The organism is Methylomonas sp. Kb3 (assembly GCF_002834115.1).
Lineage (GTDB): Bacteria > Pseudomonadota > Gammaproteobacteria > Methylococcales > Methylomonadaceae > Methylomonas > Methylomonas defluvii.
Window position 1 is genome coordinate 181,135 of sequence record NZ_PIZT01000007.1, and the last position, 24,881, is coordinate 206,015.

General features: G+C 53.6%; 18 protein-coding genes and 1 pseudogene. 16 read left to right on the top strand and 3 right to left on the bottom strand.

The features are described from left to right. Positions 1-106: 106 nt before the first annotated feature. The 16 genes and pseudogenes from mreC (at position 107) to CWO84_RS06265 (ending at position 22,742) form a co-directional block, all read left to right on the top strand. A complete protein-coding gene (gene mreC, locus CWO84_RS06200) occupies positions 107-1,003 on the top strand; it encodes a rod shape-determining protein MreC (RefSeq protein WP_101052071.1) in 897 nt (298 codons plus the stop codon). After that, positions 990-1,478, top strand: coding sequence for a rod shape-determining protein MreD (mreD, locus tag CWO84_RS06205; protein ID WP_101052072.1), 489 nt, complete (start codon positions 990-992; stop codon positions 1,476-1,478). The genes mreC and mreD overlap by 14 nt, the downstream gene beginning before the upstream one ends. A gap of 6 nt (positions 1,479-1,484) precedes the next feature. Next, a complete protein-coding gene (gene mrdA, locus CWO84_RS06210) occupies positions 1,485-3,335 on the top strand; it encodes a penicillin-binding protein 2 (RefSeq protein ID WP_101052073.1) in 1,851 nt (616 codons plus the stop codon). Then, positions 3,332-4,460 (top strand): annotated as a pseudogene (gene rodA, locus CWO84_RS06215) (rod shape-determining protein RodA). The gene mrdA and the pseudogene rodA overlap by 4 nt, the downstream one beginning before the upstream one ends. 7 nt (positions 4,461-4,467) lie before the next feature. Beyond that, positions 4,468-5,454 (top strand): lytic murein transglycosylase B, encoded by a 987-nt coding sequence (mltB, locus tag CWO84_RS06220; protein ID WP_101052074.1) that lies wholly within the window; start codon positions 4,468-4,470, stop codon positions 5,452-5,454. Positions 5,455-5,573: 119 nt separating this feature from the next. Beyond that, entirely contained in the window at positions 5,574-6,986 is a 1,413-nt protein-coding gene (locus CWO84_RS06225; protein ID WP_101052075.1) for an MBOAT family O-acyltransferase, read from the top strand. Then, positions 6,961-8,034, top strand: coding sequence for a hypothetical protein (locus tag CWO84_RS06230; RefSeq protein WP_133120652.1), 1,074 nt, complete (start codon positions 6,961-6,963; stop codon positions 8,032-8,034). Before CWO84_RS06225 ends, CWO84_RS06230 begins: the two co-directional genes overlap by 26 nt. Before the next feature lie 166 nt (positions 8,035-8,200). Then, positions 8,201-9,193: an FHA domain-containing protein gene (locus CWO84_RS24865; RefSeq protein WP_240617980.1), complete on the top strand. Its 993-nt coding sequence runs from the start codon at positions 8,201-8,203 to the stop codon at positions 9,191-9,193. 55 nt (positions 9,194-9,248) lie between these two features. After that, positions 9,249-9,896: a transglycosylase SLT domain-containing protein gene (locus tag CWO84_RS24870; protein ID WP_240617981.1), complete on the top strand. Its 648-nt coding sequence runs from the start codon at positions 9,249-9,251 to the stop codon at positions 9,894-9,896. Between the two features lie 160 nt (positions 9,897-10,056). Beyond that, positions 10,057-13,737, top strand: coding sequence for a hypothetical protein (locus CWO84_RS06240; RefSeq protein ID WP_101052077.1), 3,681 nt, complete (start codon positions 10,057-10,059; stop codon positions 13,735-13,737). Between the two features lie 152 nt (positions 13,738-13,889). Next, positions 13,890-14,978, top strand: a complete 1,089-nt coding sequence (gene gcvT / locus CWO84_RS06245) for a glycine cleavage system aminomethyltransferase GcvT (RefSeq protein ID WP_101052078.1) — start codon at positions 13,890-13,892, stop codon at positions 14,976-14,978. 4 nt (positions 14,979-14,982) lie between these two features. Then, on the top strand, positions 14,983-17,904 hold the full coding sequence (gene gcvP, locus CWO84_RS06250) for an aminomethyl-transferring glycine dehydrogenase (RefSeq protein WP_101052079.1): 2,922 nt from the start codon (positions 14,983-14,985) through the stop codon (positions 17,902-17,904). After that, complete coding sequence (locus CWO84_RS06255) at positions 17,888-19,285, top strand: 3'-5' exonuclease family protein (RefSeq protein ID WP_101052107.1); 1,398 nt, start codon at positions 17,888-17,890, stop codon at positions 19,283-19,285. Before gcvP ends, CWO84_RS06255 begins: the two co-directional genes overlap by 17 nt. Positions 19,286-19,394: 109 nt before the next feature. After that, positions 19,395-19,745 carry a hypothetical protein gene (locus CWO84_RS24130; RefSeq protein ID WP_129871340.1) on the top strand — a complete coding sequence of 117 codons (351 nt, stop codon included), beginning with the start codon at positions 19,395-19,397 and terminating at the stop codon, positions 19,743-19,745. A 147-nt stretch (positions 19,746-19,892) separates the two neighbouring features. Then, the gene (locus tag CWO84_RS06260; protein WP_084153248.1) at positions 19,893-20,294 is read left to right on the top strand and encodes a DUF2195 family protein; all 402 of its coding nucleotides are present in this window, start codon (positions 19,893-19,895) and stop codon (positions 20,292-20,294) included. 555 nt (positions 20,295-20,849) lie between these two features. Further along, positions 20,850-22,742, top strand: coding sequence for a diguanylate cyclase (locus CWO84_RS06265; RefSeq protein ID WP_101052080.1), 1,893 nt, complete (start codon positions 20,850-20,852; stop codon positions 22,740-22,742). Between the two features lie 26 nt (positions 22,743-22,768). Here the strand turns inward: CWO84_RS06265 and CWO84_RS06270 are convergent, their stop codons facing one another. From CWO84_RS06270 to CWO84_RS06280, 3 genes are all read right to left on the bottom strand, one after another. Then, positions 22,769-23,026, bottom strand: a complete 258-nt coding sequence (locus CWO84_RS06270; RefSeq protein ID WP_033156072.1) for a phosphopantetheine-binding protein — start codon at positions 23,024-23,026, stop codon at positions 22,769-22,771. After that, the gene (locus tag CWO84_RS06275) at positions 23,007-23,801 is read right to left on the bottom strand and encodes a lysophospholipid acyltransferase family protein (protein WP_101052081.1); all 795 of its coding nucleotides are present in this window, start codon (positions 23,799-23,801) and stop codon (positions 23,007-23,009) included. Before CWO84_RS06275 ends, CWO84_RS06270 begins: the two co-directional genes overlap by 20 nt. Before the next feature lie 324 nt (positions 23,802-24,125). Continuing rightward, positions 24,126-24,878: a peptidase gene (locus tag CWO84_RS06280; protein WP_033156074.1), complete on the bottom strand. Its 753-nt coding sequence runs from the start codon at positions 24,876-24,878 to the stop codon at positions 24,126-24,128. Positions 24,879-24,881 lie beyond the last annotated feature (3 nt).

The window sequence follows — 24,881 nt, forward strand, 5'->3', positions numbered from 1 at the left end:
TGCCGCTCGGCACATGAACTGCCCATGAGCGGAGCTTGATTGTTCTTGCTGTCGCGTCGATGGGTGCCGGTCTTGCCCGTCGCGTTTTGATTGTTAGAGGTTTGCCATAAAACTCTTATTTGCCAAAGGCCCTTCCCTTAATACCCGCTTACTGGTGGCATTGCTGGTATCAATTTCGATGTTGGTGATTGATTATCGCAGTGAACGCCTGGACCGGTTGCGCTCCTTGTTATCGGTGTTCACCTATCCCTTACAATCGCTGGCCAGTCTACCTGTCGATTTTTATCAGACCGTGTCCGGAACGGTGATTTCTTTTGTGGAGCTGCAAAAGGAAAACCGCCGCTTGAAAGAGGCTCAGTTCGTCAACGATGCGAAATTGTTGAAATTCGCAGCCTTGGAAAAGGAAAACACCCGGCTGCGAATGTTGCTGGAAAACTCCTTTCAGCTGGGCGAACAGGTGCTGGTAGCGGAACTGGTGTCGGTAAAACTGGCGCCTTACGAACACACCGTGGTGGTCAACAAAGGCTCGCGTTTTGGCGTGCATCCGGAACAGCCTGTTTTGGATGCCAACGGCATCGTCGGCCAGGTGGTGCGGGCCTTGCCGTCCAGCTCGGAAGTGATGCTGATCACCGATCCCGACCATGCCGTCCCGGTACAGGTTAACCGCAACGGTTTGCGTACCATCGCTTTCGGTACCGGCCAGCCCAATCGTCTGCATTTGCCGTTTCTGGCTAATAACGCGGACATCGTGCCAGGGGATTTGCTGGTTACCTCCGGACTTGGCGGCGTATTTCCGGCCGGTTATCCGGTCGCGGTAGTGGATAAATTCGAAGCCAGGCCAGACAAATCCTTTGCCAATATTTACGCCACGCCCAAGGCGGAATTGGATAAAAGCCGCGAGTTTTTGATCGTCTGGAGTCATTCCACGCCGGTGGTGTTAGGCGAGCAGGGTAAAGCGCCAGCCGAGCCGGAAGCCAAGGAAGCCGAGCATGTCGCGCCTTGATTTTGCCGCTACCATTTACTTCATCGTTACCATAGGCGCGGCGATGGTGCTGCGGGTAATGTCACTGTTTCCCAGTATGGATGTATTCAATCCGGACTGGATTGTATTGGTGTTAATTTATTGGTCCATTGCCCTGCCGGAACGGTTTGGCGTATTCAGCGCTTGGTCGATAGGTTTGTTGACTGACGTATTAACCGGCCGTTTGCTGGGGCAGTACGCCTTGATTTATGCGCTGATTTGCTATTTCAGTATCAACGAGCATCGGCGTTTGCGGCAATTTCCGATGGTGCAGCAATGCTTGTTTGTGTTTTTGTGCTTGTTTGCATCGCAGAGCATTATTTTCGGCACCGAAAGCATGCAAGCCGGCAATCGCCTATCCCTGGCGTTTTGGTATCCGGTATTATCCGGCACCTTGGTGTGGCCGCTGGTGTTTGTGGTGCTGCGTTATATCCGGGTAATGGCACGCATCGTCTAACGGAGCATGGATAGAAAATTCGCCATTAAAGATCCGCTCGCCGAAAGTCGCTTATTTTTAAGCCGCATCGTCGCGGCGTTTATCTTGATCCTGTTTTTGATCGCCGGTTTGGTTACCCGTTTGGTGTATTTGCAGGTGGTCGGTCACGAGCACTATGCAACCTTGTCCAAGGACAACCGCATCAAAATTTCGCCCTTGCCACCCACCCGTGGCGTGATTTACGACCGCAAGGGCCGGATGCTCGCAGAAAACGTGCCCACCTACAGTTTGGAACTGATCCCGGAGCAGATCGAAAATCTTGACGACACCCTAGTCAGGCTACAGAAGCTGCTGGACATTTCCGAAGAAAAAATCGATCTGTTTCAAAAGCAGCGTAAGCGCAACAAATCCTTCACCAGTACGCCGTTACTGCAGAATCTCAGCGACGAGGAAGTCGCTAAATTTGCCGTGGTCAGGCCGTATTTCCCTGGTGTCGATGTCTACGCCCGCTTGGTGCGCCATTATCCTTACGGCGACTTGGCTTCTCATGTGGTCGGCTATGTCGGTCGGATTAACGAGAAGGAAATGCAAACCTTACCACTGGCCAAATATCGCGGTACCAACCACATCGGCAAAACCGGCATCGAAAAAACCTATGAAGAGCATTTGCTGGGCACCGCCGGCTACGAGGAAATAGAAACCAACGCGCAGGCCAGGGCCGTCAACACAGTAGCGACGGTGGAGCCGGTGGCAGGTTCCAACATCTATTTGACGCTGGACATCGATTTACAAAAAATCGCCTACGATGCCTTGTCGGAATACAACGGCGCGGCGGTGGCGATTGAAATCAAAACCGGCGGGGTGCTGGTGTTCGCCAGTCGGCCCGGTTTCGATCCCAATCCGTTTGTTTCCGGTATTTCCGGCAAGGAATACAAGGCTTTGCAGGACTCGCCGGATCAACCTTTATACAACCGAGCCTTGCGCGGCCAGTATCCGCCGGGTTCCACCGTCAAGCCGTTTCTAGGCTTGGCCGGTCTGGAATATGGCGTCACCGATTTTAACCACCGTTTGTTCTGTCCGGGTTATTACAAGCTGCCGAATGTCGATCACAAGTATCGCGACTGGAAAAAGTGGGGGCACGGCATGGTGGATATGAACGAGGCGATTACCCAATCCTGCGACGTGTATTTTTACGACCTGGCCTTAGCATTGGGTATCGATAAGATGCACGACTTTATGGACAAATTCAGTTTCGGCCGAAAAACCGGGATCGATTTGGTTGGCGAAGTCGATGGTTTGATGCCGTCCAAAGAATGGAAAAAACATTACCGTAGCCAGGCGTGGTTTCCGGGCGAAACGCTGATTACCGGGATCGGCCAGGGTTACACGCAAGCCACGCCGCTGCAGTTGGCTCACGCTACTGCTACGCTGGCTAACTACGGCAAAGTGATCACACCGCATTTGGTGCACAGTATTATCAGCGCTGATTACGCGGACATGATAGGCGGTAAAGCCGATGCGCTAATTCCGCTGAAAACCCAAAATGTCGATAACATCATCAAAGGCATGACCAACGTGGTGCACGGAGCGCGGGGTACCGCCGGCCGTTTGGCTAAGGCCATCACCTATCAAATTGCCGGCAAGACCGGTACCGCACAGGTGTTTACCATCAAGCAGGAAGAGAAATACAACGAGGACGCCATCGATTTTAAAATGCGCGATCATGCTTTGTTCATCGCCTTTGCGCCGGTCCACGACCCGCAAATTGCGGTGGCGATTATCGCCGAGCACGGCGGCCACGGCGGCTCGGTGGCGGCGCCTATCGCCGGCGAAATTATCGATGCCTATCTGAATCAAAAAAAGGAGCCGCAGCCATGAGAACCGAAATGCGCAATGAGCAGTTTCAGCCGCCATCGCTGCTGGGTAATTTACTCAGAAAGCTGCATATCGACATCCCATTGTTTATCGGTTTGTTGCTGATTTGCGCGACCAGTTTTGTGATCTTATACAGCGCCGGCGGGCAAGAGGTGCCCTTGTTGATTCGGCATGCCACCCGCATGGGTTTCGCCATTTTATTGATGATCGTGTTGGCGCATATCAACCCGCGACGTTTCCAAAGTTTTTCGGTGGCCTTGTTCTCGATTTGCGTGTTGTTGTTACTGGCAGTAGCGGTGATGGGACAGATCAGTATGGGGGCGCAGCGTTGGTTGGATCTGGGTTTCTTTCGTTTTCAACCGTCCGAATTCACCAAAATCAGTGCTCCGATGATGGTGGCCTGGTATCTGTCGGAACGGGCCTTGCCGCCCAAGCCCAAGCATGTATTAGGCGCGGCGACGCTATTGATAGTGCCGGTTTTGCTGATTGCAAAACAGCCGGATTTGGGGACCTCCTTGCTGGTTGCCAGTTCCGGGGCGGCGGTGTTGTTCTTCGCCGGCTTGTCGTGGTGGTTCATGCTAGGCATTGTGGCTTTACTGGCGTCCTTGACCCCGGTGTTGTGGCATTTCATGCGCGACTATCAGCGCAACCGCGTATTGACGTTTATGAATCCGGAAGCGGACCCCATGGGCGCCGGTTACCATATCATTCAATCCAAGATTGCCATCGGTTCCGGTGGCATCAATGGCAAGGGCTGGTTGGGCAGTAGTCAGGCAGAACTGGACTTCCTACCGGAGAGTTCCACGGATTTTATTTTTGCGGTGTTTGCCGAAGAGTTTGGCTTGTTCGGTTGTCGGGCTGTTGGTTTTGTATCTGCTGGTCATCAGCCGGTGTTTTTACATTGCCGTGCAAGCCCAGGATACCTACTCGCGCTTGTTAGCCGGCAGTTTGGCCTTTACTTTTTTTGTCTACGTTTTTGTGAATATCGGCATGGTGATCGGCGTGCTGCCGGTGGTCGGCGTGCCGCTACCATTGATTAGCTACGGCGGCACCTCAATGGTGACGCTGATGGCCGGCTTCGGTATTCTGATGTCCATCCACACTCACCGTAAATTACTACCTGTTTAATTGGCTTATGAAAATGAATAAAAACCTATCAGCTTGGCTGTTGGCCGCCACGTTGTTCGCTGCCGGTTCGGCATCGGCTGAAATCGCCGAAACCGACAGCTTCAAGCAATTTATCCACAACATGGTCAAGCAGCAGCATTTCAACGAAGCGGAATTGCGCAACCTGTTCAAGGCCGTGCAAATCCAGCAGCCGATTCTGGATGCGATGTCCAAACCGGCGGAAGGCAAGCCCTGGTTTCAGTATCGCGAGATATTCATGACTGAAGCTCGGATTGCTGGCGGCGTGCAGTTCTGGAAAGACAACGAAACGGCCCTGAAAGCCGTGGAAAGCCAATACGGCGTACCGGCGGAAATCATCGTTGCCATCATCGGCGTGGAAACCAAATACGGCGCGCATACCGGCAAATATCGGGTGATAGACGCGTTGTCGACCTTGGGTTTTGCCTATCCGCCGCGTAGCGAGTTCTTCCTGAAAGAACTGGAACAATTCCTGGTGTTGGCCCGCGAAGAGCATATGGACCCATTGCAACCGATGGGTTCTTACGCTGGCGCGATGGGCTTGCCGCAATTCATGCCGAGCAGTTTTCGCGGTTATGCCAAGGATTTTGATCTGGACGGCAAACGGAATATCTGGACCAATAGCGCCGACGCCATAGCCAGCGTGGCCAACTATTTTGTCCGCAACCAATGGCGCACCGGCGGGGCCGTGGCTTACCCGGTCAGTGCGCGCGGCGATGCCTATCGGCAAGCATTGAGCAAAGGTGTTAAGCCGGATACAAATGTTGGTGAATTGCGCCTTTTAGGGGTAGATGTCCCGACACAATTGGCTGCTAGCGAAACCGTCAAGCTGTTGGCTTATCAGCAGCAAGTGGGTGAAGATTTATGGGTAGGCCTGCATAATTTTTATGTCATCACCCGCTACAACCACAGTCCGCTCTACGCAATGGCGGTCTATCAACTCAGCCAGGCTATTGCCGCCCGCAAGGCTTCGTAAGCGTGATTGCCATTGTTGGACTATTCTTGTCCGGCACTGGCAAATACAAGCTTGCCAGCGCGTCCATCTGACTTTACACGGCCGATTCTGTCGGCCCTGTTTCAACTGGCAGCCGGCCTATGCAATTTGATTCTTTTTTATTTCTGATTTTTTGGCTAATCGTTTTAGCCCTGCATTATTCGATACGCAATTGGCGAACGCAAAAAATCGTTCTGCTAATCGCCAGTTATTTGTTCTACGCCGCCTGGAATCTGCCATTTGTGGTGCTGTTATGGATTTCCACCACCGTAGACTTTTTTCTGGCTAAAACCATGGCGGCGGCAAAAAGCCAGGAACGCCGCAAAGGTTTGCTGACGATTAGTTTGTTGGTTAATCTCGGTTTCCTGGGTTTTTTCAAATACGCGGATTTCTTGAACCAAAGTTTTGCCGGTTTGCTCGGGTTGGCTGGAATAAACTATCAACCGCTGCCTTTGGGCATTGTGTTGCCGATCGGTATTTCCTTTTATACCTTCCAAACCTTGTCCTACACGCTGGACGTTTATCAACGCAAAACGCCGGCCGAAACTAGCTTTCTGGATTTTTCGTTATTCGTGACCTTTTTTCCGCAACTGGTGGCCGGGCCAATTGTCCGCGCACCCCAGTTTCTGCCCCAGTGTAAAGCCCCGCAAAAAGCCACCAGTCAGCAATTCGTTTGGGGGCTGACGCTATTTTTATTCGGAATTTTCGCCAAAGCCATTTTGGCCGACACTGCCTTAGCACCGGTAGTCGATCAGATTTACGCTACGCCCAGTGCGTTTGTCGCCCAAGATGTTTGGCTGGGTGTGTTGGCGTTTTCCGGGCAAATCTTTTTCGACTTTGCCGGCTACTCCTTATGCGCCATCGGTGCTGCGCTGACTTTGGGTTTTAGCCTGCCCGATAATTTTCATTGTCCTTATGGCGCGCTGGGCTTTTCGGATTTCTGGAAGCGCTGGCATATCTCGCTGTCCAGCTGGTTACGGGATTACCTGTATTTTAGTCTCGGCGGCAGCAGAGGTAAGCCCGTTAGGACCGTCTTCAATCTGGTATTGGTAATGATTTTGGGTGGACTGTGGCATGGTGCGGCCTGGACGTTTGCGGTGTGGGGATGTTTGCACGGCTTGTTTTTAGTGATTGAACACGGCATCAAGCAAGTCACGTCTTATCGTCCGCTTGGGCTTGCGCCAAAACTGGTGCTGATTGTGCTGACCTTTTTGCTGGTGTCGCTGACCTGGATTCCGTTTCGTGCGCAAGGCTTCGACAACTTAGCGGCAATATTAGGGGCACTGACCAATACCACGGGCAGTAGTGAATTGGGGATGCTCAGCCGGATTGTCGTCGTGACCGTAATGGCAACAACGTTGATTTGGCATATCGTTAGCCGGGACATCAGGCTTGAACAACGATTCGACAGTTTTTCGCCCATGGTCAAAACCAGCCTCGTCGCCTTGTTGATGGTTTGTGTGGGTATTTTTTCTACGGGTGATAGTCGTGCATTCATATACTTCCAATTCTAGTGATCGTTTGCCCCAGCAAGCCCTTAAACGCAGCGTTCTGGCGGGGATGGCGATTGCCGTGCTGCTGTTGACGGTTGTCGAGCTGAGGTTACGGCAAATCGGCTTTCAGCCCACTGTGCAGGACAGCAAGGAGTTATGGGCCACCGAACGCACTAAAGCCGCGTTGCTGGGTAAGCAGGCCCTGATCCTGGTCGGCGACTCGCGCATGCAACTGGATATGGATTTGGATGTATTGGCTGCCGCAACCGGCTTAACCCCAGTGCAACTGGCGATAGACGGTTCGGAGTTTTTGCCGGTGTTGGCTGATTTGGCCGCCGATGACAGTATTACCGGCACCGTACTGGTGTCCGGCGATGTCTGGAAATTGGTGGAAAAATCGCACACCGACCGCGCCAACGAATGGATCAGCTTTTACCACAAAGAATACAAAGACCTGGTGGCGCCCAAGCTGGAAACGCTACTGAAAAGTCGGGTGCAACAATGGTCTGCGTTATACGCCAGCGGCATGCCGGCCAGCGATTTGTTGATACGGTTGATTACGCCGGGCAAAGTCAGGCCGCTTTATCTCAGTACCAAGCCCAATCGGCAACGCGATGCCGATTATCAATTGGTCGACCAGCCGATGTTTTATATTCAAAGAGTGTTGCGTAACCTTGGGCAAACGGTCGATTTTGCTAAAGTAGCCTCGCAAGCCGATTTCGAACGTCTGGTGATTGACGCTTTGCAGCAATCGGCACCGACCCATTACGCGCCGGAGCAGTTTTTCTACGTCAATCGCCTGACAGACCGGATTTTGGAGCGGGGCGGCAAAATCGCCTTTATCAACTTCCCGATGGCAGGATTGATTTTCGCCATTGATGAGCATAGAAGCCCACGTGAATTTGGTTGGGATGTATTTGCCGCTCATAGCCGAGCAATAACTTTTAATTCTCAGGATTATCCGGCGTTAAACTTTGCATTGCCGGACGGCTCGCATTTGGATATGCGAGATAAACAGGCATTTACCACACAGCTGGTTTCGGGATTAAAAGCTAAAGCGGTTTTTTGAAATCGCCTATACATAAGAGCGATTATTAACCCGGTCCTTAAATTCTTTGCGGCCGGCATTCCCAAGGCGGGAAACCATTGTCGCAAGTCAAGCACACAGTCGCCCGCGGGAGTTAAGGGTGGGATAGCAAGATTCTGCGCAGGCAATGTAACGATGAGGCAAGTTGATGGAAGACGATAAAACCGTTTTCATGGGTGTCGGTCCGTTTAAAGCACCGGAAGCGGATGCTGATCGCACCGTATTGGTCAAGCCGGAAACGCTACTGGTCGATTTGCTGAATGTCAGCGGACAAGTGATAGCCAATTACGTCTTCGAGAGCAGTCTCAGCGTGGGGCGTGCCCAAGAGAACTCGGTGGTCGTTAACGATCAATCCATCAGCCGGCATCATTTGCAAATCAAGCGCGAAGCGGACGGCTGGTGGCTTTATGATTTAAACAGCACGCACGGCGTGTATCTGGATAAGAAAAGACTGGCCGCAAAAACCAAGTTGCATTTGCCGGTGTTGTTGGGTCTGGGCGTTTCGCCGTTTGAACTAAAAATTGCCTCCGCGAATGTAAAACCCGTTTTGCCCACGCCAAAGGACGATGCCACTTTATTTGCCGCTGCGCAAACGCCGGTTTTAAATCAACCCATAGCCCCACGACCCAAGCCGCAACAGAATTTATCTGCCGACGCCATCAAAAACCGCCTGTTGTCCGAAGAAGAATCGGCGGATATGGGCGATTACACTCGCATGGTGCGGCGGGTGATCCGCGAGGATAGAACCGTCAGAACCAAAAACTATAAAAAACTGATTTGGTCCTTGGGAATCTTGTTTGTGATAGCCGCCGGCTTGGTCACTTACCAATACCTGGCGCTGGACAATGCCCGTAAGCTGGCAATCAACATGTTTTATGACGTCAAAACCCTGGAAGTCAGTTTGTCGCAAGCCGATATACGGCTGGCGGAAAATATCGAATCTCTGGGTAAGGCTCTGGAGGAGTTAAAGGACGAAAAACTAAAGGTCTCGCAGGAGCGCATCAAAGCCGAACAGGCCAAAATTCTGGAAGAAAAAAAACGCCTGGCCGAGGAACGGCAGAAGCTGAAATTAATGAAAGCCAAATATCAGGGAGTATCTAAAGGAAATCGATTTTCTACGCCTGAGCTTTCCGACCGATGAACAATACGAACGCGAGTTAATCACGCGGGTGGTCAGAGGCTTTGGCGAAAGCGAATTGGAACTGCCTGAAGAATTTGTCACGCAAGTGCGGCAATACATCAAAAATTGGCAAGATACCGGCAGATTGCGCCTGGCTATTAAAAACATGCAAGACAACCAATACGGCCCGATGGTGCTGGAAGCCTTGGATAAGGAAGGTCTGCCCGCTTATTTTATGTATTTGCCGCTGCAGGAAAGCAATTACGACACGAAAGCGATAGGGCCGGAAACGCGCTTTGGCATTGCCAAGGGTGCCTGGCAATTTTTGGCCACTACCGGCCAGGAATACGGGTTGCCGCCCGGTCCATTGGCGAATGTCAGGGAATACGACGAGCAGGATGCGCGTTTTGATTTTGCCCAGGCCACCCAAGCCGGCGCCAAATACCTGAAATACATCTACAGCAAGCAAGCTCAAGCGTCGGGCTTATTGGTAATGGCCAGTTATAACTACGGTCATAATAAGGTACGCGGGATGGTGGAAAAAATGCCGGATAACCCGCGCGACCGCAACTTCTGGAAATTCATCCAGCAATACGAAATTCCGGTGGAAACCTATGATTACGTGTTTTACATCGTCTCGGCGGCGGTGATAGGCGAAGACCCTAAGCATTTCGGTTTCGACTTCAGCCCGCCACTTCTACAGCTAACTCAGGCCGTCAATTGAGTTTCTGTTTTTGTTCCAGCGCAACGCCCAATGATTTTGCATAGACTAATGAACAGGCACTAAAGCGGAAATTTTTGCCAAGCTGTTTTATCATGGTGCCGACAAGGATGTGTTCGCTCCCGGGCTGGGCTCGGGTGTTTATAACTGACAAGGATTTTCGATGCCTCCCCGCACTATATCCCTTCGGCTGTTTTCGGTTTCCGCGCGCTGCATTTTTACCTGTCTGCTGGCAATTGCCGCTCCTGGTGCGAGCCAGGCCGGATTAAATGACGCAACTCATAATCTCCCCATTAATCCCACGCCGCAGCACCCGGCCTTCTTGCTTGAGTTGGGTAGTGCGCCTTCTGCACTATCTCATCTACAGTCCGGTGTCCAGATCGTGCAAGGCCAAGCGCTGCCGGAACCGCAAACCGGCGTCAGTTGGCAAGTCGAACCTGATGCCGTCAACGTGCTGCATGCCGGGTTTGGCGCATGGCCGGCGGCTTTTCGGTTCAACTTAACCCAGCCTGCCGCCGGTGATTTTAAATTTTGGGCGCGCTGGCGGCAGGGCGGCGAGCCGACTGTTTGCGTACAGATTTTTGAAGTTTGGGCGGGACCGGATGCCGGCCAGTTGGGGTTGCGCGGCAGCTTTGCGCTGAAACCCAGCGGCTGGGAATACGCCTGGATGAGCGGTGATAAGCCGGTGCCACTGAAAGCCGGTGATACGGTGATCGAAATTCGCAACAGCGGCAATGGTCACGATGCCAAAGTGTTCGATGCGTTTTTGTTGGCGTCGCCGTGGGCGGCGTTGCCCTGGGAGGGGCGAGCGGATCAACCGGCAGTATTGTTGGAATTAGGCAAGGCGCCAATCTTGGCGGCGTTGCCCAAGCCGCGCTATCTCGACGTTGCGACTGGCAGCGCCACGGCGGGCCGCAATACCGGCGCACTGGTCATTGAACCGGATGAAGCATTATTGTTTCATCAAGGGTTTGGCGATTGGGGCGGTAGTTTTCGTTTTGCATTGCCGGCAGCCCTTAAGCCCGGGGAATATCGATTGCTGGCCCGCTATAAAAGCGGCGGCGAAGTGTCTCAGGTCAAACAACGCTTTATCGTCAAGGCCGGTGCAAAACCTGAAGAACTGGCGACTCGCACCGAGTTTGCCCTTACTAACAACACCCCGTGGGAATACCAATGGTTGCAGGCATCTGCCGGCGTGACATTGTTGCCTGGCGACCGTTGGCTGGACATTGAAAATAGCGGCAAGGCCGACGGGGCCAAAGTTTTCGACGCATTTTTATTGATACTTAATAAGCCGCTTGGCGAGTGGATGTCCGCCGAGCAGGCGCAGGTCAGAAATCGCTTCCTGGCGTTGACCAAACCTGCTGTCGGCCCGCGACGCCTGTATCTGTTGGATGGCAAGGGCGAACATGCCGAGATGTTATTTGGCGGCTTGACTGCGGATGCGGCGCGACCGGTCTATGAAAATTTGCCGGTCACTTATTTGCTCGGCCCCGCAGCCGAAGCGATGGCCGGGCAGTTAAATATTAAGACTCTGCCCGCCGCAGTAATCGCCGACGACCATTTCACCGTGCTCGGCGTATTGACTCAACCCGCCGCTGCAACGGCGGTGCTCAAGTTTCTGGCTGAGCCCGGCAAATTCGGCACTATGCCGAAGCTGGCTCAGGTTATTTCCGAGCCGCCGACACCTCTGAACAATGGTGTGCCCCAGGCTTGGCTGGTCGGCGCCTTACAGGACGGCCAAGCCGGCGTATCGGTGTTTGGCCTGGACACGGAAACCATTTTACGGCCCAATCCCGAGCAAGCCTATCTGAGCTTGGAAATGATGGGCGGCAAAATGCGCGATTGGCGCATCGCACCAACCCAAGCCAGCGATGACGTCGACATTGAAGCCAGCACTGCACATGCCTATGGCTGGTCGCGCGGCACCGGCTATGCGCAGCTTTACATCCATGCCCAGCAAGCAACGCCAACACTGTTGCATCTAAGGCAATCCGGTATCAAATCCGCCGGCTGGCTGGATGGTCAATCTGTTGCGTTTACCGATGATCCAAACCCACCCACCGGATTTGCTAAATCTACGGGTGCTCAAGCCAAAACGTTAGTGCATAGCTTGACTACGGAAGGTTTGCTGGCCACCGCCAGCGCCGAGCGCATGCAGTCACCGCAAGTCGCGGCGCTAAACCTGACTCCTGGCTGGCATAGCCTGCTGCTGAAACTGGTAATGCAACATGAGCAAGGGCAGCGCTTTTATTTCTCCGGTGTATTCTCCGATCCAGCCGGACAGACATCGGCAGGCTTGACAACCCAAGTTAGCGATCCCGATGCGGATCTGGCTTTACATCGGATTGCCACAAAGTTACGGCCTATCGTGTTCGTTGATGCGCCGGCCAACCTGCTGCATCCGGGGGATGCGCTGAGGTTAAAAGTGGATTTACGCTGGCAGCCGATTTTGGAAGAAACTACTTTATCGGCGCCGTTACTGCGCTTTCCGGCAAAATGCCGTCTGCGCCTGGTCGATTACAGCGGTAAACAAATCGCCGAACGGGAAGTCAGCGATACCTTTCCCGGTCAGATTGAAGCCGATTTTGGCAAGCTTCTTGAGCCGGGTTATTACGCGGTCTATCCGTCCTTGTATACGACCGACGGCCGCTTGATCATGCATTATCCAGCCGACGGTTTTAGTGTGGTCGGCGGCAATGCCGCCCAAAAGCAAAGGCTGGCGCAAAAGAAACTCTGGAACAACGACTACTACGCGCTGGCCGACGGGGACAAAAGTTTCAGGCAGTCTGGCGGCTATTTTGCTTGGCTGGAACGGATGGGGATTTTCAGAAGCTACGGTAGCTATCCGGGATTTGCTCCCGACTATCAGCCGCTGTGGGAACAAGCCAAGCAGCGCGGCTTGCAGCTATTTGCCGATTCCTCAGGCGACAGCAATTGGTTGAACGACAAGCCTGTTGACGGCCAAAGCTTTATCCAATCTGCGGCGGCTTACACTCGCTATTTTAAAGCCACAAACGAAATAGACATTCGCCATGAAGCCGATTGGCAAACGCTGCGCGAGCCGGCGCATTGGGTCGAACGAGCGAAATGGGAATATCAACAAGCTCATCAAGCCCGCAGCGACGCGCATTATGTCGGCGGCAGCTTGGTCAGACCAGGCGAGGGCGATTGGTTTAAACAGGTATTGCAATTGGGTTTGGACAACTACCAAGATGCTTGGGATGTGCATGCCTATCCGCAGCAGCCGCCGCGTTTCGGCGGGCCGATTGGTAATGGCTCCACAGAAGATGAGCGGGGCGTGCTGGCCGCTTATGCCGATTTAGGCAAAGCCAACAAATTGCCGTTCTGGCTTGGCGAAACCGGTGCCAAGGCCATGCACGGTTTCAGCGGCCGGCGCTGGCAGGCCGAGCAGGTAGCGAAAATCATCGCCTGGGTCAACAGCCGTCAGGATTATCTGGGTGTAGCGTTTTGTATTGCCCACGAATATGACCTGGCTTACGGCCGAATCTGGGACTATTCCTTAGGCCATAAGCCCGGCGAAGCGGCCATGTATACCGCCGGCGCGCTGATCGACGGCTGGCCTTATCGAGCCGTCGATACCCACGACGATAAGGTCCAGGCTGCCTATTTCGGCGAGACTTTGATGATCTGGCGGACGGATGATGCCCGCAGTGACTGGCCAATACGGCTGGACCCGAGCAAAGCCTGGGTGGCGGTGGATGTCGTCGGGCAAGCGCGGGAACTGGCCGTCGATAACGTGGGCCAGGCCATCGTCTCAATTTCCTCCAGCCCCGTGTATGTATTATCGCGGGCGCATTATCTCCAGGCGATTGCCGATTGACGGACTGCGGAATGGCCGTGTTGGTGGAACGCAAAACTGTTTTTTCGAAAATTGCCAAACGATATTGCGTGCGGCATTAATGCTAAATACCTTGGTTTGGCCGCACTGCGCGGCTAGACTTGCACCATTACTAATCCACACGGGATGGCCAGGTGAATAGTTCAAAGCAAACTCCCTTATACGATTTACATCGGCAACTAGGTGCCAAGATGACCACGTTTGCCGGTTACCAGATGCCGGTGCAATACAACAACGGCATCATTCACGAGCATTTGCACTGCCGCAGCCAGGCCGGTTTCTTCGATATTTCGCACATGGGCCAGTGTAGGGTAACTGGCGAACACGCGGCGGAGGCGTTGGAAAAACTCACGCCCGGCGGCATCGTCGATTTAAAGTGCGGCGCGCAGAAATATACCGTCTTGACCAATGCCGACGGCGGCGTTATCGACGACATCATCGTCACCCGCATCGAATCCGGCTTATCCCTCATCGTCAATGCCGGTTGCAAGGACAAGGATTTTGCTTATCTGCGCAGCCAATTACCGGCCGATTGCGTATTCGAAGCGTTAGCGAAACTAGCCTTGTTTGCCTTACAAGGGCCGGCTGCGGCAGCGGTGCTGGCCAAGTTTGCGCCGCAGACTGGCGAGCTGAAATTTATGCAAGCGTGCGCCACCGAGATTGCCGGAACCCAATGCCACATCAGCCGTAGCGGCTACACTGGCGAAGACGGCTTTGAAATATCCTTACCGCAAGCCGAGGCCGAGCGCATTGCGCGTTTGCTGTTGGCGGAACAGGGCGTTGAACCGATTGGCCTGGGGGCTCGCGATACGCTGCGCTTGGAAGCCGGTTTGTGCCTGTATGGTCACGAGCTTAACGAATCGATTACACCTATCGAAGCGGGTTTGCAGTGGATATTCAAAAAAGGCCACAGCGATTTTCCCGGCGCGGAAAAAATTCTGCAGCAACGGCAGGATGGCGCGGAGCGAGTGCGCGTCGGCTTACTGGTGGATGGCCGTATTCCAGTGCGGGACGGCTGTGAGATTGTGCATCAAGACCAGCCAATCGGCACGGTGACCAGCGGCAGTTTCTCGCCGAGTCTAAATCGGCCGGTGGCGATGGCGCTGCTGGATCGCCGATTTGCCGAGCCGAGTACCGGATTAACCGCGCTGGTGCGGAACTCTGCTATTTCGGTGACGGTCACTTCGCTACCTTTCGTTCCGCACCGTTACCGGAGAACATAAAGCCATGTCTGCAAAAAACGCCCGTCTCGACCAACTGGAAATGCGCGGTAATTTCATTCAACGCCACATCGGTCCCAATGCTCAACAGACTCAGGAGATGCTGGCCGAGCTGGGCTTGAGCGATCTGGAACAGATTGTCGGCCAAGTGATTCCGGCCAATATTTTGAATCACGAACCGCTGAAACTTACCAATACCATCAGCGAGCGGGCGGTGATCAAATACTTGCGCAAAATGCGCGAGCGCAACAAGGTGTTGGTATCGATGATAGGCATGGGTTACTACGACACCATCATGCCGGCGGTGATCAAGCGCAACGTCCTGGAAAACCCCGGCTGGTACACCGCCTACACGCCGTATCAAGCCGAAGTCGGGCAGGGCCGGCTGGAAGCTTTATTGAATTTTCAGCAAATGATCATCGATTTGACCGGTATGGATATCGCCAACGCCTCGCTGCTGGACGAAGCGACTGCGGCGGCGGAAGCAATGACCATGTCGCGGCGGCTAGCAAAAAGCCCGTCCAACACCGTGTTGATCGATAAAGATTGCCATCCGCAAACTATCGCGGTGGTGCAGACTCGGGCCGGCTCCTTGGGCTACGAAGTGGTGGTCGCCGATCCGTTCGACAATCTGGCGCAACACGATTTCTTTGCCTTGATTCTGCAATATCCGGGCTCCAGCGGCGAAATCCGCGATCTGACCGAAGCGACCGCGATTGCTCACAGCAAACAAGCGCTGGTGACGGTGGCTGCCGACTTGCTAAGTCTGGTATTGCTCAAACCGCCAGCGGCTTTTGATGCCGACATCGCCGTCGGTAGTGCCCAGCGCTTTGGCGTGCCGATGGGGTACGGCGGCCCACACGCGGCGTTTTTTGCCACCCGCGACGACTTCAAGCGCTCGATGCCTGGGCGCTTGATTGGTGTGTCCAAAGACAGTCACGGCCAGATCGCTTTGCGGATGGCCCTGCAAACCCGCGAGCAACACATTCGCCGCGACAAGGCCACCAGCAATATCTGTACATCGCAGGTTCTGTTGGCGGTGATTGCCGGTTTTTATGCGGTCTATCACGGCGCAGAAGGGCTGCGTCTAATCGCTAGTCGGGTGCATCGCTACGCGCAGATTCTGGCTGCGGGTTTGGCACAAAGCGGCCATCACGTGCTTAGCCAGTGCTATTTCGATACCGTGCTGGTCAAGGTGCCGAATCGGGCCCGCCGCATCGCCGCACAGGCGGCTGATGTGAATATCAATCTGCGGGTTATCGATGCCGATACGCTGGGGATTGCCCTGGACGAAACCACCAACCGCGAGCATTTACGCACCTTATGGCAGGTGTTCGCTTCGCCGATTGCCGAATTGCCGGACATCGCCGCGTTGGATGCGACGCTGGGCGAATGCATCCCTGATACGCTATTGCGCGACGACGCAATTCTGAGCCATCCAGTGTTCAGTCTGTACCATTCGGAAACCGAGATGATGCGCTACATGCGCCGGCTGGCGCGCCGCGATATTGCCTTGGACCGGGCGATGATCCCGCTGGGTTCGTGCACGATGAAACTCAATGCCGCTACCGAAATGCAGGCGATTTCGTTCTACGAATTCAATGCCATGCATCCGTTTGCGCCGCTGTATCAAGCCCAAGGGTATCAGCAATTATTCGCCGAGCTGGAGGACATGCTCTGCGATTTAACCGGCTTTGATGCCTTCTCGTTGCAACCCAATGCCGGCTCGCAAGGCGAATACACCGGCCTGCTGGTGATCCGCAAATACCACCAGGTCAACGGCCAGGGCCAACGTAACATCTGCCTGATTCCGGCCTCGGCGCACGGCACTAATCCGGCCAGCGCTACTTTGGCCGGGTTGCAGGTCGTGGTCGTGGCCTGCGATGACCACGGCAATGTCGATGTCGCCGATCTGCGCGCCAAGGCCGAGCAGTACCGCGACACCTTGGCGGCGTTGATGATTACCTATCCGTCCACCCACGGCGTTTACGAACAAGCGTTTCGGGAAATCTGCGACATCGTTCATCAACACGGTGGCCAAGTGTATATGGATGGCGCTAATTTCAACGCCTTGGTCGGTCTATGTCGGCCCGGCAAGATTGGCGCGGACGTGGCGCATTTGAATTTGCACAAGACGTTTTGCATCCCGCACGGCGGCGGCGGTCCCGGCGTGGGGCCTATCGGTGTGGGTGCGCATCTGGCGCCGTACTTGCCGGATCACCCACTCGTGGAAGGCGTCAATCCCGCCAAGGGCGAACATGGCACGGTGGGTACCGTATCGGCGGCGCCGTGGGGCTCTGCGAGCATTCTCACCATTTCCTGGGCCTACATCGCGATGATGGGCGCCACCGGCCTGCGCCGAGCAACTTTGACCGCAATCATGAATGCCAATTACATCGCCCGCCGCCTGGCGCCGCATTACCCGATTCTGTACACCGACGCCAACGGCTGGGTCGCGCACGAATGCATCATCGATTGCCACGCCTTTAAAAAAACCGCCAACGTCACGGTCGAGGACATCGCCAAGCGTCTGATCGATTACGGTTTTCATGCCCCGACTGTATCGTTTCCGGTGCCGGATACCTTGATGATCGAACCGACCGAAAGCGAGAACAAAACCGAAATCGACCGCTTTTGCGCGGCGATGATCGCGATCCGCGAGGAAATCCACGAGATCGAAACCGGCATAGCCGACCCGGAGCACAACGTCTTGCACAACGCACCGCATACCCACCGCCTGTTGCTGGAGGACTGGCATTTGCCGTATTCCCGGCAAAAAGCCTTCTTCCCGGACAGCCACCAGCACGACGACAAATACTGGCCGCCAGTCGGCCGGATCGACAGCGTCTACGGCGACCGTCACGTGTTTTGCAGTTGCCCGCTGGATTGGGCGCAAGCCGCTACGGAGTGCGATGCTGAAACACGTTAACCAGCCGCTGGCCTTCGTCGACCTGGAAACCACCGGCGCCACCGCCACCAAAGACCGCATCACCGAAATCGGCATCGTCTTGGTAGATGCCGACGGCGTCCGAGAATGGAACCAACTGGTCAACCCGCAAACCCGGATTCCGTTGTTCATCGAGCAAATGACCGGCATCAGCAATGAAATGGTTGCGCAGATGCCCAGCTTTGCCCAAGTGGCCGGCGAGGTGGCGGAATTGCTGGAAGGCCGGTTATTTATTGCTCACAACGCCCGTTTCGATTACGGCTTTTTGAAGAACGAATTCGGCCGGATCGGCCTGACCTTTCGGCCGCAAGTGCTGTGCACGGTCAAACTGTCGCGGACGTTGTATCCGCAATTCCACCGGCATAATCTGGACAGCCTGATCGAACGCCACGGTTTAAAAGCCAAAGACCGGCATCGGGCGTTAGCCGACGCCCAGTTGATCCACCAATTCTGGACTCAAGCCTGCGAGCAGTTTTCCGAAGCGGTGGTCGATCAAGCCGCCCAGAGCCTGGTCGGCCGCTCCAGCCTGCCGTCCAACATCGACCCAAACTTGATCCACGATTTGCCGGAAACCCCCGGCGTTTACCTGTTTTACGGTGAGAACGACCTGCCGTTGTACATCGGTAAAAGCGTGAATATTCGTAACCGGGTATTGGCGCATTTCGGCGCCGACCACAAGAACAGCAAGGAGATGAGCCTGGCCCAGCAGTTACGCCGCATCGACTGGATCGAAACCGCCGGTGAGTTGGGCGCGCTGTTGCTGGAAGCGCGCCTGATTAAGGAAAAAACCCCTGTGCACAACCAACGCCTGCGCCGCAAAAACGCTTTGTGCGCCTGGCAGTTGCAGCAACACGGCGAGCAGCTCAAGCCGGTATTGAGCTGGGCCGGCGAATTGGATTTCGGCGCCCAGGATAATTTGTACGGCCTGTACCACAGTCTGCGCGACGCCCAAAAAGCCTTGCGCGGCGTCGCCGAGCAGCACGGCCTGTGTTTAAGCGTACTGGGCCTGGAGAAAACCGCCGCCGGCCGGCCCTGCTTTGGCCACCAGATCAAAAAATGCCGCGGCGCCTGCGTCGGTTTGGAAGCTCCGCTGGCCCACTCGGCGCGGCTGTTGATGGCCATGCAAAAACTCAAACTCGCCATCTGGCCTTATCCGGGCGCGATTGGCGTGCGCGAAGGCGCGGAACTGCATGTGATTGATCGTTGGTGTTATTTGGGTACCGCGAAAAACGAGGCGGAGATAGAGGAGTTGTTGCAGAGCGGACGGCCGGCTTTTGATCGGGATACTTATATGTTGCTGAGTAAGTCGTTGAAAAAGGCGGAGGTTGTTGGGTTGTCAAAGGCGTTTAGAGTGGTTGGTTGAACCGCGTTCGTCCGGTTACCCCTTTCTAATTGGTATCTACGACCTTTTTATATTTTATTCTAGCTTTCTAGGCTGCACCTGGTTAGCCCTTTGCAAGGAGCCGGTTTCTATGATGATCGCAATTTTTGTTATATCTGGATTGCTTATTTGTATTGCTGTACCAGTCTTCATGGTTAAAACAAAGGATGCCAGAAGGAGACTTCAAACGATGTATATTGGTTTATACATCTCTGGTCTTTCTTTAGTTACCACAATCGGATTGACATATCTCTGTTTAATTGAAGGTGTAATCTCGTTCGGCACTCGAACGCAGAGTGTAACTTTGCTTCAAAGCGAAGCCCCAGTGTTGTATTTGCTGTTGGCCCCTTTTTCAATTGCTCTGCCTAGCTGTTTTATTTTGTTTGGCTGGCGTGTATTCCAAAGCGCCCGACTTGGGAAACCATTGTCGTTAAAACTGTAATTGCAACCTCTAAGAGGAATGTCCTAAAAGCCCGGTAGGGTACGCACCGCGTACCTCCCTGGCTTTTGCTATCACGATAGCATTTTGATGGTACTACAACTTATTATAAAACAACCCAAAAGAGCGCATTGATTATCAAGGTGTCTTATGTTGATGGGAGACCTACTAATGGTGGCACGAAAGATTAGTGTTTTAGGCGTTTTTTTTATCGTTTCGTGTGCGATAGCCAATGAACCAGAATCCATACAACTTAATAATCAGTTGTCTGCCTGCATCGCTGTTAATGACATACAAACGTCCATCGAGAATGGGATTCCTGTCCTCTCGTTTGATGCCAAAATAATTAAATCAATTGCTGAGTGCGGTTGTAAATCAGCTCTGGGATCGTATTCGGTAATGGCCAAAATGGCAGAATATCAATCGTATATAATCGTTGGAAAGGTGGCTTTTACAAAATCCGAACATAAGTATTGGCCATTGTCGGCGGAGCAAGGTTTGATTGACAAAAGAAAATTGGAGATTGTCTTATCCTGTGCTCAACCAGACTAAATATTTTTCTCGTTCCCACGTGCTGCGTGGGGATGTCGGGCTTGGCCGCGCTGCGGCGTGTGCGTGACCGCAGTGCGGAACATTGTGGTTCCCACGCTGCGCGTGGGAACCAGATAACAATGAAAAACCAGATATTGACCGCATTGAGTAACTCTACAGGTACGCCTTCTAACATCAGCCATCAGATTTAGCGCAAATGGGGAGCCAAGAAAAATTGACTAAGCTGTAACCGTTCATCGGGAGGCCGTTTGTCCGTTGAACGGAGGATAGGGCTTTGCGCATCCGCCCAATGATGCTTTCTTGAATTTCTTGTTCGGATCGTTGCGAGAGAAATTCCGGCTGGACCGTGCTTTGCCCGTTGGCGAACGGCCAAGCTTGGGCGCCATAGCATGCTTGCTAAGCATTCTTTCGCGTCAATGCCATGCCTGTAAAGCTTGCCGGGTATTTATCGCTAGCCAAAATCCAGTGTTTTTCAGTTCCGCTTCACGGGAATGCTGCTATTATCAAGCTCACACGACAGACTGTTAACTTCACTGCTCGATTCCACACCAGCTGATGTCCGAAAACACCATCAAATACGCCCAACTTGTCGATCTTGCCAGTCTGCAAACGCTGATGGACGATTTGTACCGGGTGATCGGCATACCTAACGCCATTATCGATACCGACGGCGTTGTTATCACCAACGCCGGCTGGCAAGATGCCTGTGTAAAATTTCATCGGGTCAACCACAACACCTGCAGTAACTGCATAGAAAGCGATACGGCATTGGTTGAAAGCATGTTGAAGGGAGAGCGATTTGCAATCTACAAATGTCTGAACGGGTTGGTAGATTCGGCTATGCCGATTATCGTCGAGGGCCAGCACGTCGCCAATATTTTTACCGGTCAATGTTTTATTGATCCTCCGGATCTGGAATTCTTCCGCAGTCAGGCCAGGCGATATGGGTTCGAGGAAGCTAGTTATCTGCAAAGCATCAGCAAGGTCCCGGTCATTGCCAGGCAGCGGCTGGAAACTATCACGGAAATGTACGCGCACCTCGCGCAAGCCTTTGCCAAACACGGTGCGGACCGGTTGCAGCAAAAACTGGCGGCGGCGGAATTGGCGGAGCTTAATAACGAACTGAATCGGCGCGTCGAAGAAAGAACCGAGCAACTGTTTCAAAACAATCAGCAGTTGCTGCTGGAAAAACGCGCCCTGGCTGCCAGCGAAGCACGCTTATCGGCATTATTCAAACACATGAGTAGCGGCGTGGCGGTATACCGGGCCAGCGAGGACGGCCGGGATTTCATTATCATCGGCTTTAACAAGGCTGCCGAGCAGATCGAAAAAATCACCCGTAAAGAATTGATCGGTAAAAAACTGACCGAGATGTTTCCGGGGGTATTCGAATTCGGGCTGTTGGATGTATTGCGGCGGGTCGCCAAAACCGGGACGCCGGAGGCTTTTCCGCCCTCATATTACCGTGATGAGCGGATTCAGGGTTGGCGGGAAAATTATGTGTATAAATTGCCTGGCGGTGAAATCGTCTCGATTTACAACGATGTTACCGAACGCAAGCTGGCGGAAAAGGCTTTGCATCTGACGCAGTTTTCGGTGGATAGAGCCACTGAATGTTTGTACTGGATAACCGCTGACGCCAGATTCCAATTTGTAAACAACACCGCCTGCCAAGTATTGGGCTATAGCCGCGAGGAGTTGCTGACATTTTCGGTAATGGATATAGACAAGGATTTAACGGCGGAAAATTGGCCCGCGCATTGGCAGGAAGTCAAACAAAAAGGCGCGTTAAAAATGGAAGCCATCCATCGCTGTAAAGACGGTCGGGAAATTCCGGTGGAAGTGGCCGCGAATTATCTGGTTTTTGAGGGTCTGGAATATAACTGTGCGTTCGTGCGCGACATCAGCGAGCGCAAAGCCCTGCAAGCGGAATTGGAGCGCCAGGCGCGTATCGATTATCTAACCGGCATCGCCAATCGCCGCTATTTCATGGAGCAGGGTGAAGCGGAGCTGGCGCGCAGTGATCGTTACGGCAATCCATTGTCGGTACTGATGCTGGATATCGACTATTTTAAAGCCGTCAACGACAACTACGGCCATGCTGCCGGCGATCAGGCTCTGCAAAAACTGGGCTGCATTTTGGTGGAGGTTTTGCGGGAAATCGACATCCCCGGGCGCATGGGCGGCGAGGAATTTGCGATTTTATTACCGGAAACCGGCTTGCTTAAAGCCCTTGAGGTGGCGGAACGACTCCGAAGTGTAGTGGCCGACAGCGTGATTCCGGTTGAATCGGGTTTGGAATTGCAATTTACCGTATCGATTGGCGTGGCTACCCTGACGGATAAAAACAGCAGCATCGGTGATTTGCTGAATTTGGCCGATAAGGGTTTGTATCAAGCTAAACACAGCGGTCGGAATAAGGTCTGTCGTTTTTCGCCGCAAGATTAGGATTGCATCGGCTCGTCAAAACCCTCTCAACTCCGCGCTGCTTCGATAAACTGTGCCAAGGCCGCCACGGAACCGAAGATTTTCACCACATCGTCGCGTTCGGCATCAATTTTTACCTGATACTTTTTACGTATCGCCAATCCCAGTTCCAGTGCGTCTATAGAGTCCAGGCCCAGGCCGTCGTTGAACAGCGCGGCGTGGCTGTCGATGTCCGCCGCATCGACATCTTCCAGCGCCAGCGTGTCGATAATCAGGTGTTTTAATTCAGTTTCCATCTCGCTCATGGCGTTCTCGTTGTTGAGTAAAATAATCCTGTAAATACTGCGTTAAACGCCGCACCGCTATCGAGCGCGGTTGCAGTTCCCGGAAAGGCTGCAATTCCACATCCTCGCCGACGATCATTTGCAAATGAAAACGCCGCTGCGGGATTTGGTACCAGGCTTGAGTTTTGGTGAGGGTGCTGGGTTTACAGGTCAGCGTTACCGGCGTGATTATACTATCGGCTTGTAAAGCAATGGCTGCGGCACCGCGTTGAAAACGATAAGGCCGGCCCGGCACCGAGCGGGTGCCTTCCGGAAAAATGATCATGGTGCCGCCGTTTTGCAGCCAAGCGGCGCAATCGTTGACCATCGTTTCAGAATCGGCGTTGCTGATATAGCCGGCATTTAAGATTGGGCCGCGCATCGCCGGGTTGTGCCACAGGCTGGCCTTGACGATGCAGTTGGCTTGTTTGATTCGGCTGATTAAAAACACCACATCCACCAGCGTCGGGTGGTTGGCGACAATCAGCTGGCGGGGACGGTTGAGTTTTTCCAGTCCTATCACTTCATAGCTCATGACGCCCAGTCTGTGCATCAAGCCTATAAACATATAAAAACTCAGATGCACCGTGTATTGGCCGCGGCCGGCTTTTTCGGCGCGGCTGCCCGGCCATATTGCCAAGAGCGGAAACACCAGCAGCCACAGCATCACGCCACCGATCCCGAAGCTGGTAAAGCTGATCGCAGTGGCCAGTAAACGCCAGCCGTAATCAATTTTTTGAATTAGAGTTTGTGCCATCGCCAGCTGCGGTTCTGATCGCCGAACTGCAACATGGCTGGGTCGGCGGGCAGGAATTGGATTAGGGTCGGCAATTGTAGCGGTTACTGGCTATTGTGACGAGTTATCGACGATAAACCTGAAAATCAGTTGAAGCGTTTGTAAACTGTTCGTGGTCGACGTGCAGCGATGCAGTAAGTACAGCAAAGCAGGAGCACTTGCTGAGCACATCACCACCCCGCCCATCCTTCGCCAGGCTCAGGGCGAACGGAATGTCGATATGCTCAACTGCGTATTACTATCAATCAAAGGGCTTGGAACTATGTTCCTGATGAATTGCGGACTTTATATGCAGCCCGGTAGCGGACGGGAATCCTCTTTGCTGAACTGCGGTAAGGTGGCGAAGGCTTCTTTCAGTTTTTCGTGCCACATCTTGCGGATTTTGCTTAAGTATTCGTTGTCTTCCTGGAAGCAATAGTACTCGTCCAGTGTCAGCGTATCTCGGTGATAAATCAACAGCTCCACCGGCGCGCCGACGCTGGCATTACTGCGCATCGTTGAGTCCATCGAAATCAAGCAGCAACGCCCGGCTTCGTGCAGTGCGGTATCGATTTTTAAAAACCGGTCCAGCACCGGTTTGCCGTATTTGTTTTCGCCGATTTGCAGATAAGGGGTCTGTCGCGAGGTAGTGATGCAATTGCCTTCCGGGTAAATTAAATAAGCGCCGTGCGGCTCCTGGCCGATTTGTCCCGCCAAAATAAAAGTGGCGGACGGATTGAAGCTGCTTTGTCCGGCATCCACATGGCGGCGCTGCTTTTCGACGCTGATCCGCCCCAGATAGGCGGCGGCTTCCGACAGATAGTTGACCGTGTCCAGATTCACTTCGGTCTCTTCTTTCATATCGCGTTTTAACTGGTCGATCACGGCCTGCGTGGTAGCCAGATTGCCGGCACTGAGCAGCACGATTTTCCGATCAGAAGCGGTACAAAATGGGTGCATTTTGCCGTAAATGCTGACATTGTCGATGCCGGCGTTGGTTCTGGAATCCGACGTTAATACCAGTCCGTCTTTTAGAGAGACAGCAATACAATAAGTCATACG

Excerpts from the sequence above, each read along its gene's own strand:
- mreD (WP_101052072.1), top strand. The coding sequence starts at position 990 with ATGTCGCGCCTTGATTTTGCCGCTACCATTTACTTCATCGTTACCATA.
- CWO84_RS24865 (WP_240617980.1), top strand. The coding sequence starts at position 8,201 with ATGGAAGACGATAAAACCGTTTTCATGGGTGTCGGTCCGTTTAAAGCA.
- CWO84_RS06225 (WP_101052075.1), top strand. The coding sequence starts at position 5,574 with ATGCAATTTGATTCTTTTTTATTTCTGATTTTTTGGCTAATCGTTTTA.
- gcvP (WP_101052079.1), top strand. The coding sequence starts at position 14,983 with ATGTCTGCAAAAAACGCCCGTCTCGACCAACTGGAAATGCGCGGTAAT.
- CWO84_RS06275 (WP_101052081.1), bottom strand. The coding sequence starts at position 23,801 with ATGGCACAAACTCTAATTCAAAAAATTGATTACGGCTGGCGTTTACTG.
- mltB (WP_101052074.1), top strand. The coding sequence starts at position 4,468 with ATGAAAATGAATAAAAACCTATCAGCTTGGCTGTTGGCCGCCACGTTG.
- CWO84_RS06265 (WP_101052080.1), top strand. The coding sequence starts at position 20,850 with ATGTCCGAAAACACCATCAAATACGCCCAACTTGTCGATCTTGCCAGT.
- mrdA (WP_101052073.1), top strand. The coding sequence starts at position 1,485 with ATGGATAGAAAATTCGCCATTAAAGATCCGCTCGCCGAAAGTCGCTTA.
- CWO84_RS24130 (WP_129871340.1), top strand. The coding sequence starts at position 19,395 with ATGATGATCGCAATTTTTGTTATATCTGGATTGCTTATTTGTATTGCT.
- CWO84_RS06280 (WP_033156074.1), bottom strand. The coding sequence starts at position 24,878 with ATGACTTATTGTATTGCTGTCTCTCTAAAAGACGGACTGGTATTAACG.
- CWO84_RS06260 (WP_084153248.1), top strand. The coding sequence starts at position 19,893 with ATGTTGATGGGAGACCTACTAATGGTGGCACGAAAGATTAGTGTTTTA.
- CWO84_RS06255 (WP_101052107.1), top strand. The coding sequence starts at position 17,888 with ATGCTGAAACACGTTAACCAGCCGCTGGCCTTCGTCGACCTGGAAACC.
- CWO84_RS06270 (WP_033156072.1), bottom strand. The coding sequence starts at position 23,026 with ATGAGCGAGATGGAAACTGAATTAAAACACCTGATTATCGACACGCTG.
- CWO84_RS06240 (WP_101052077.1), top strand. The coding sequence starts at position 10,057 with ATGCCTCCCCGCACTATATCCCTTCGGCTGTTTTCGGTTTCCGCGCGC.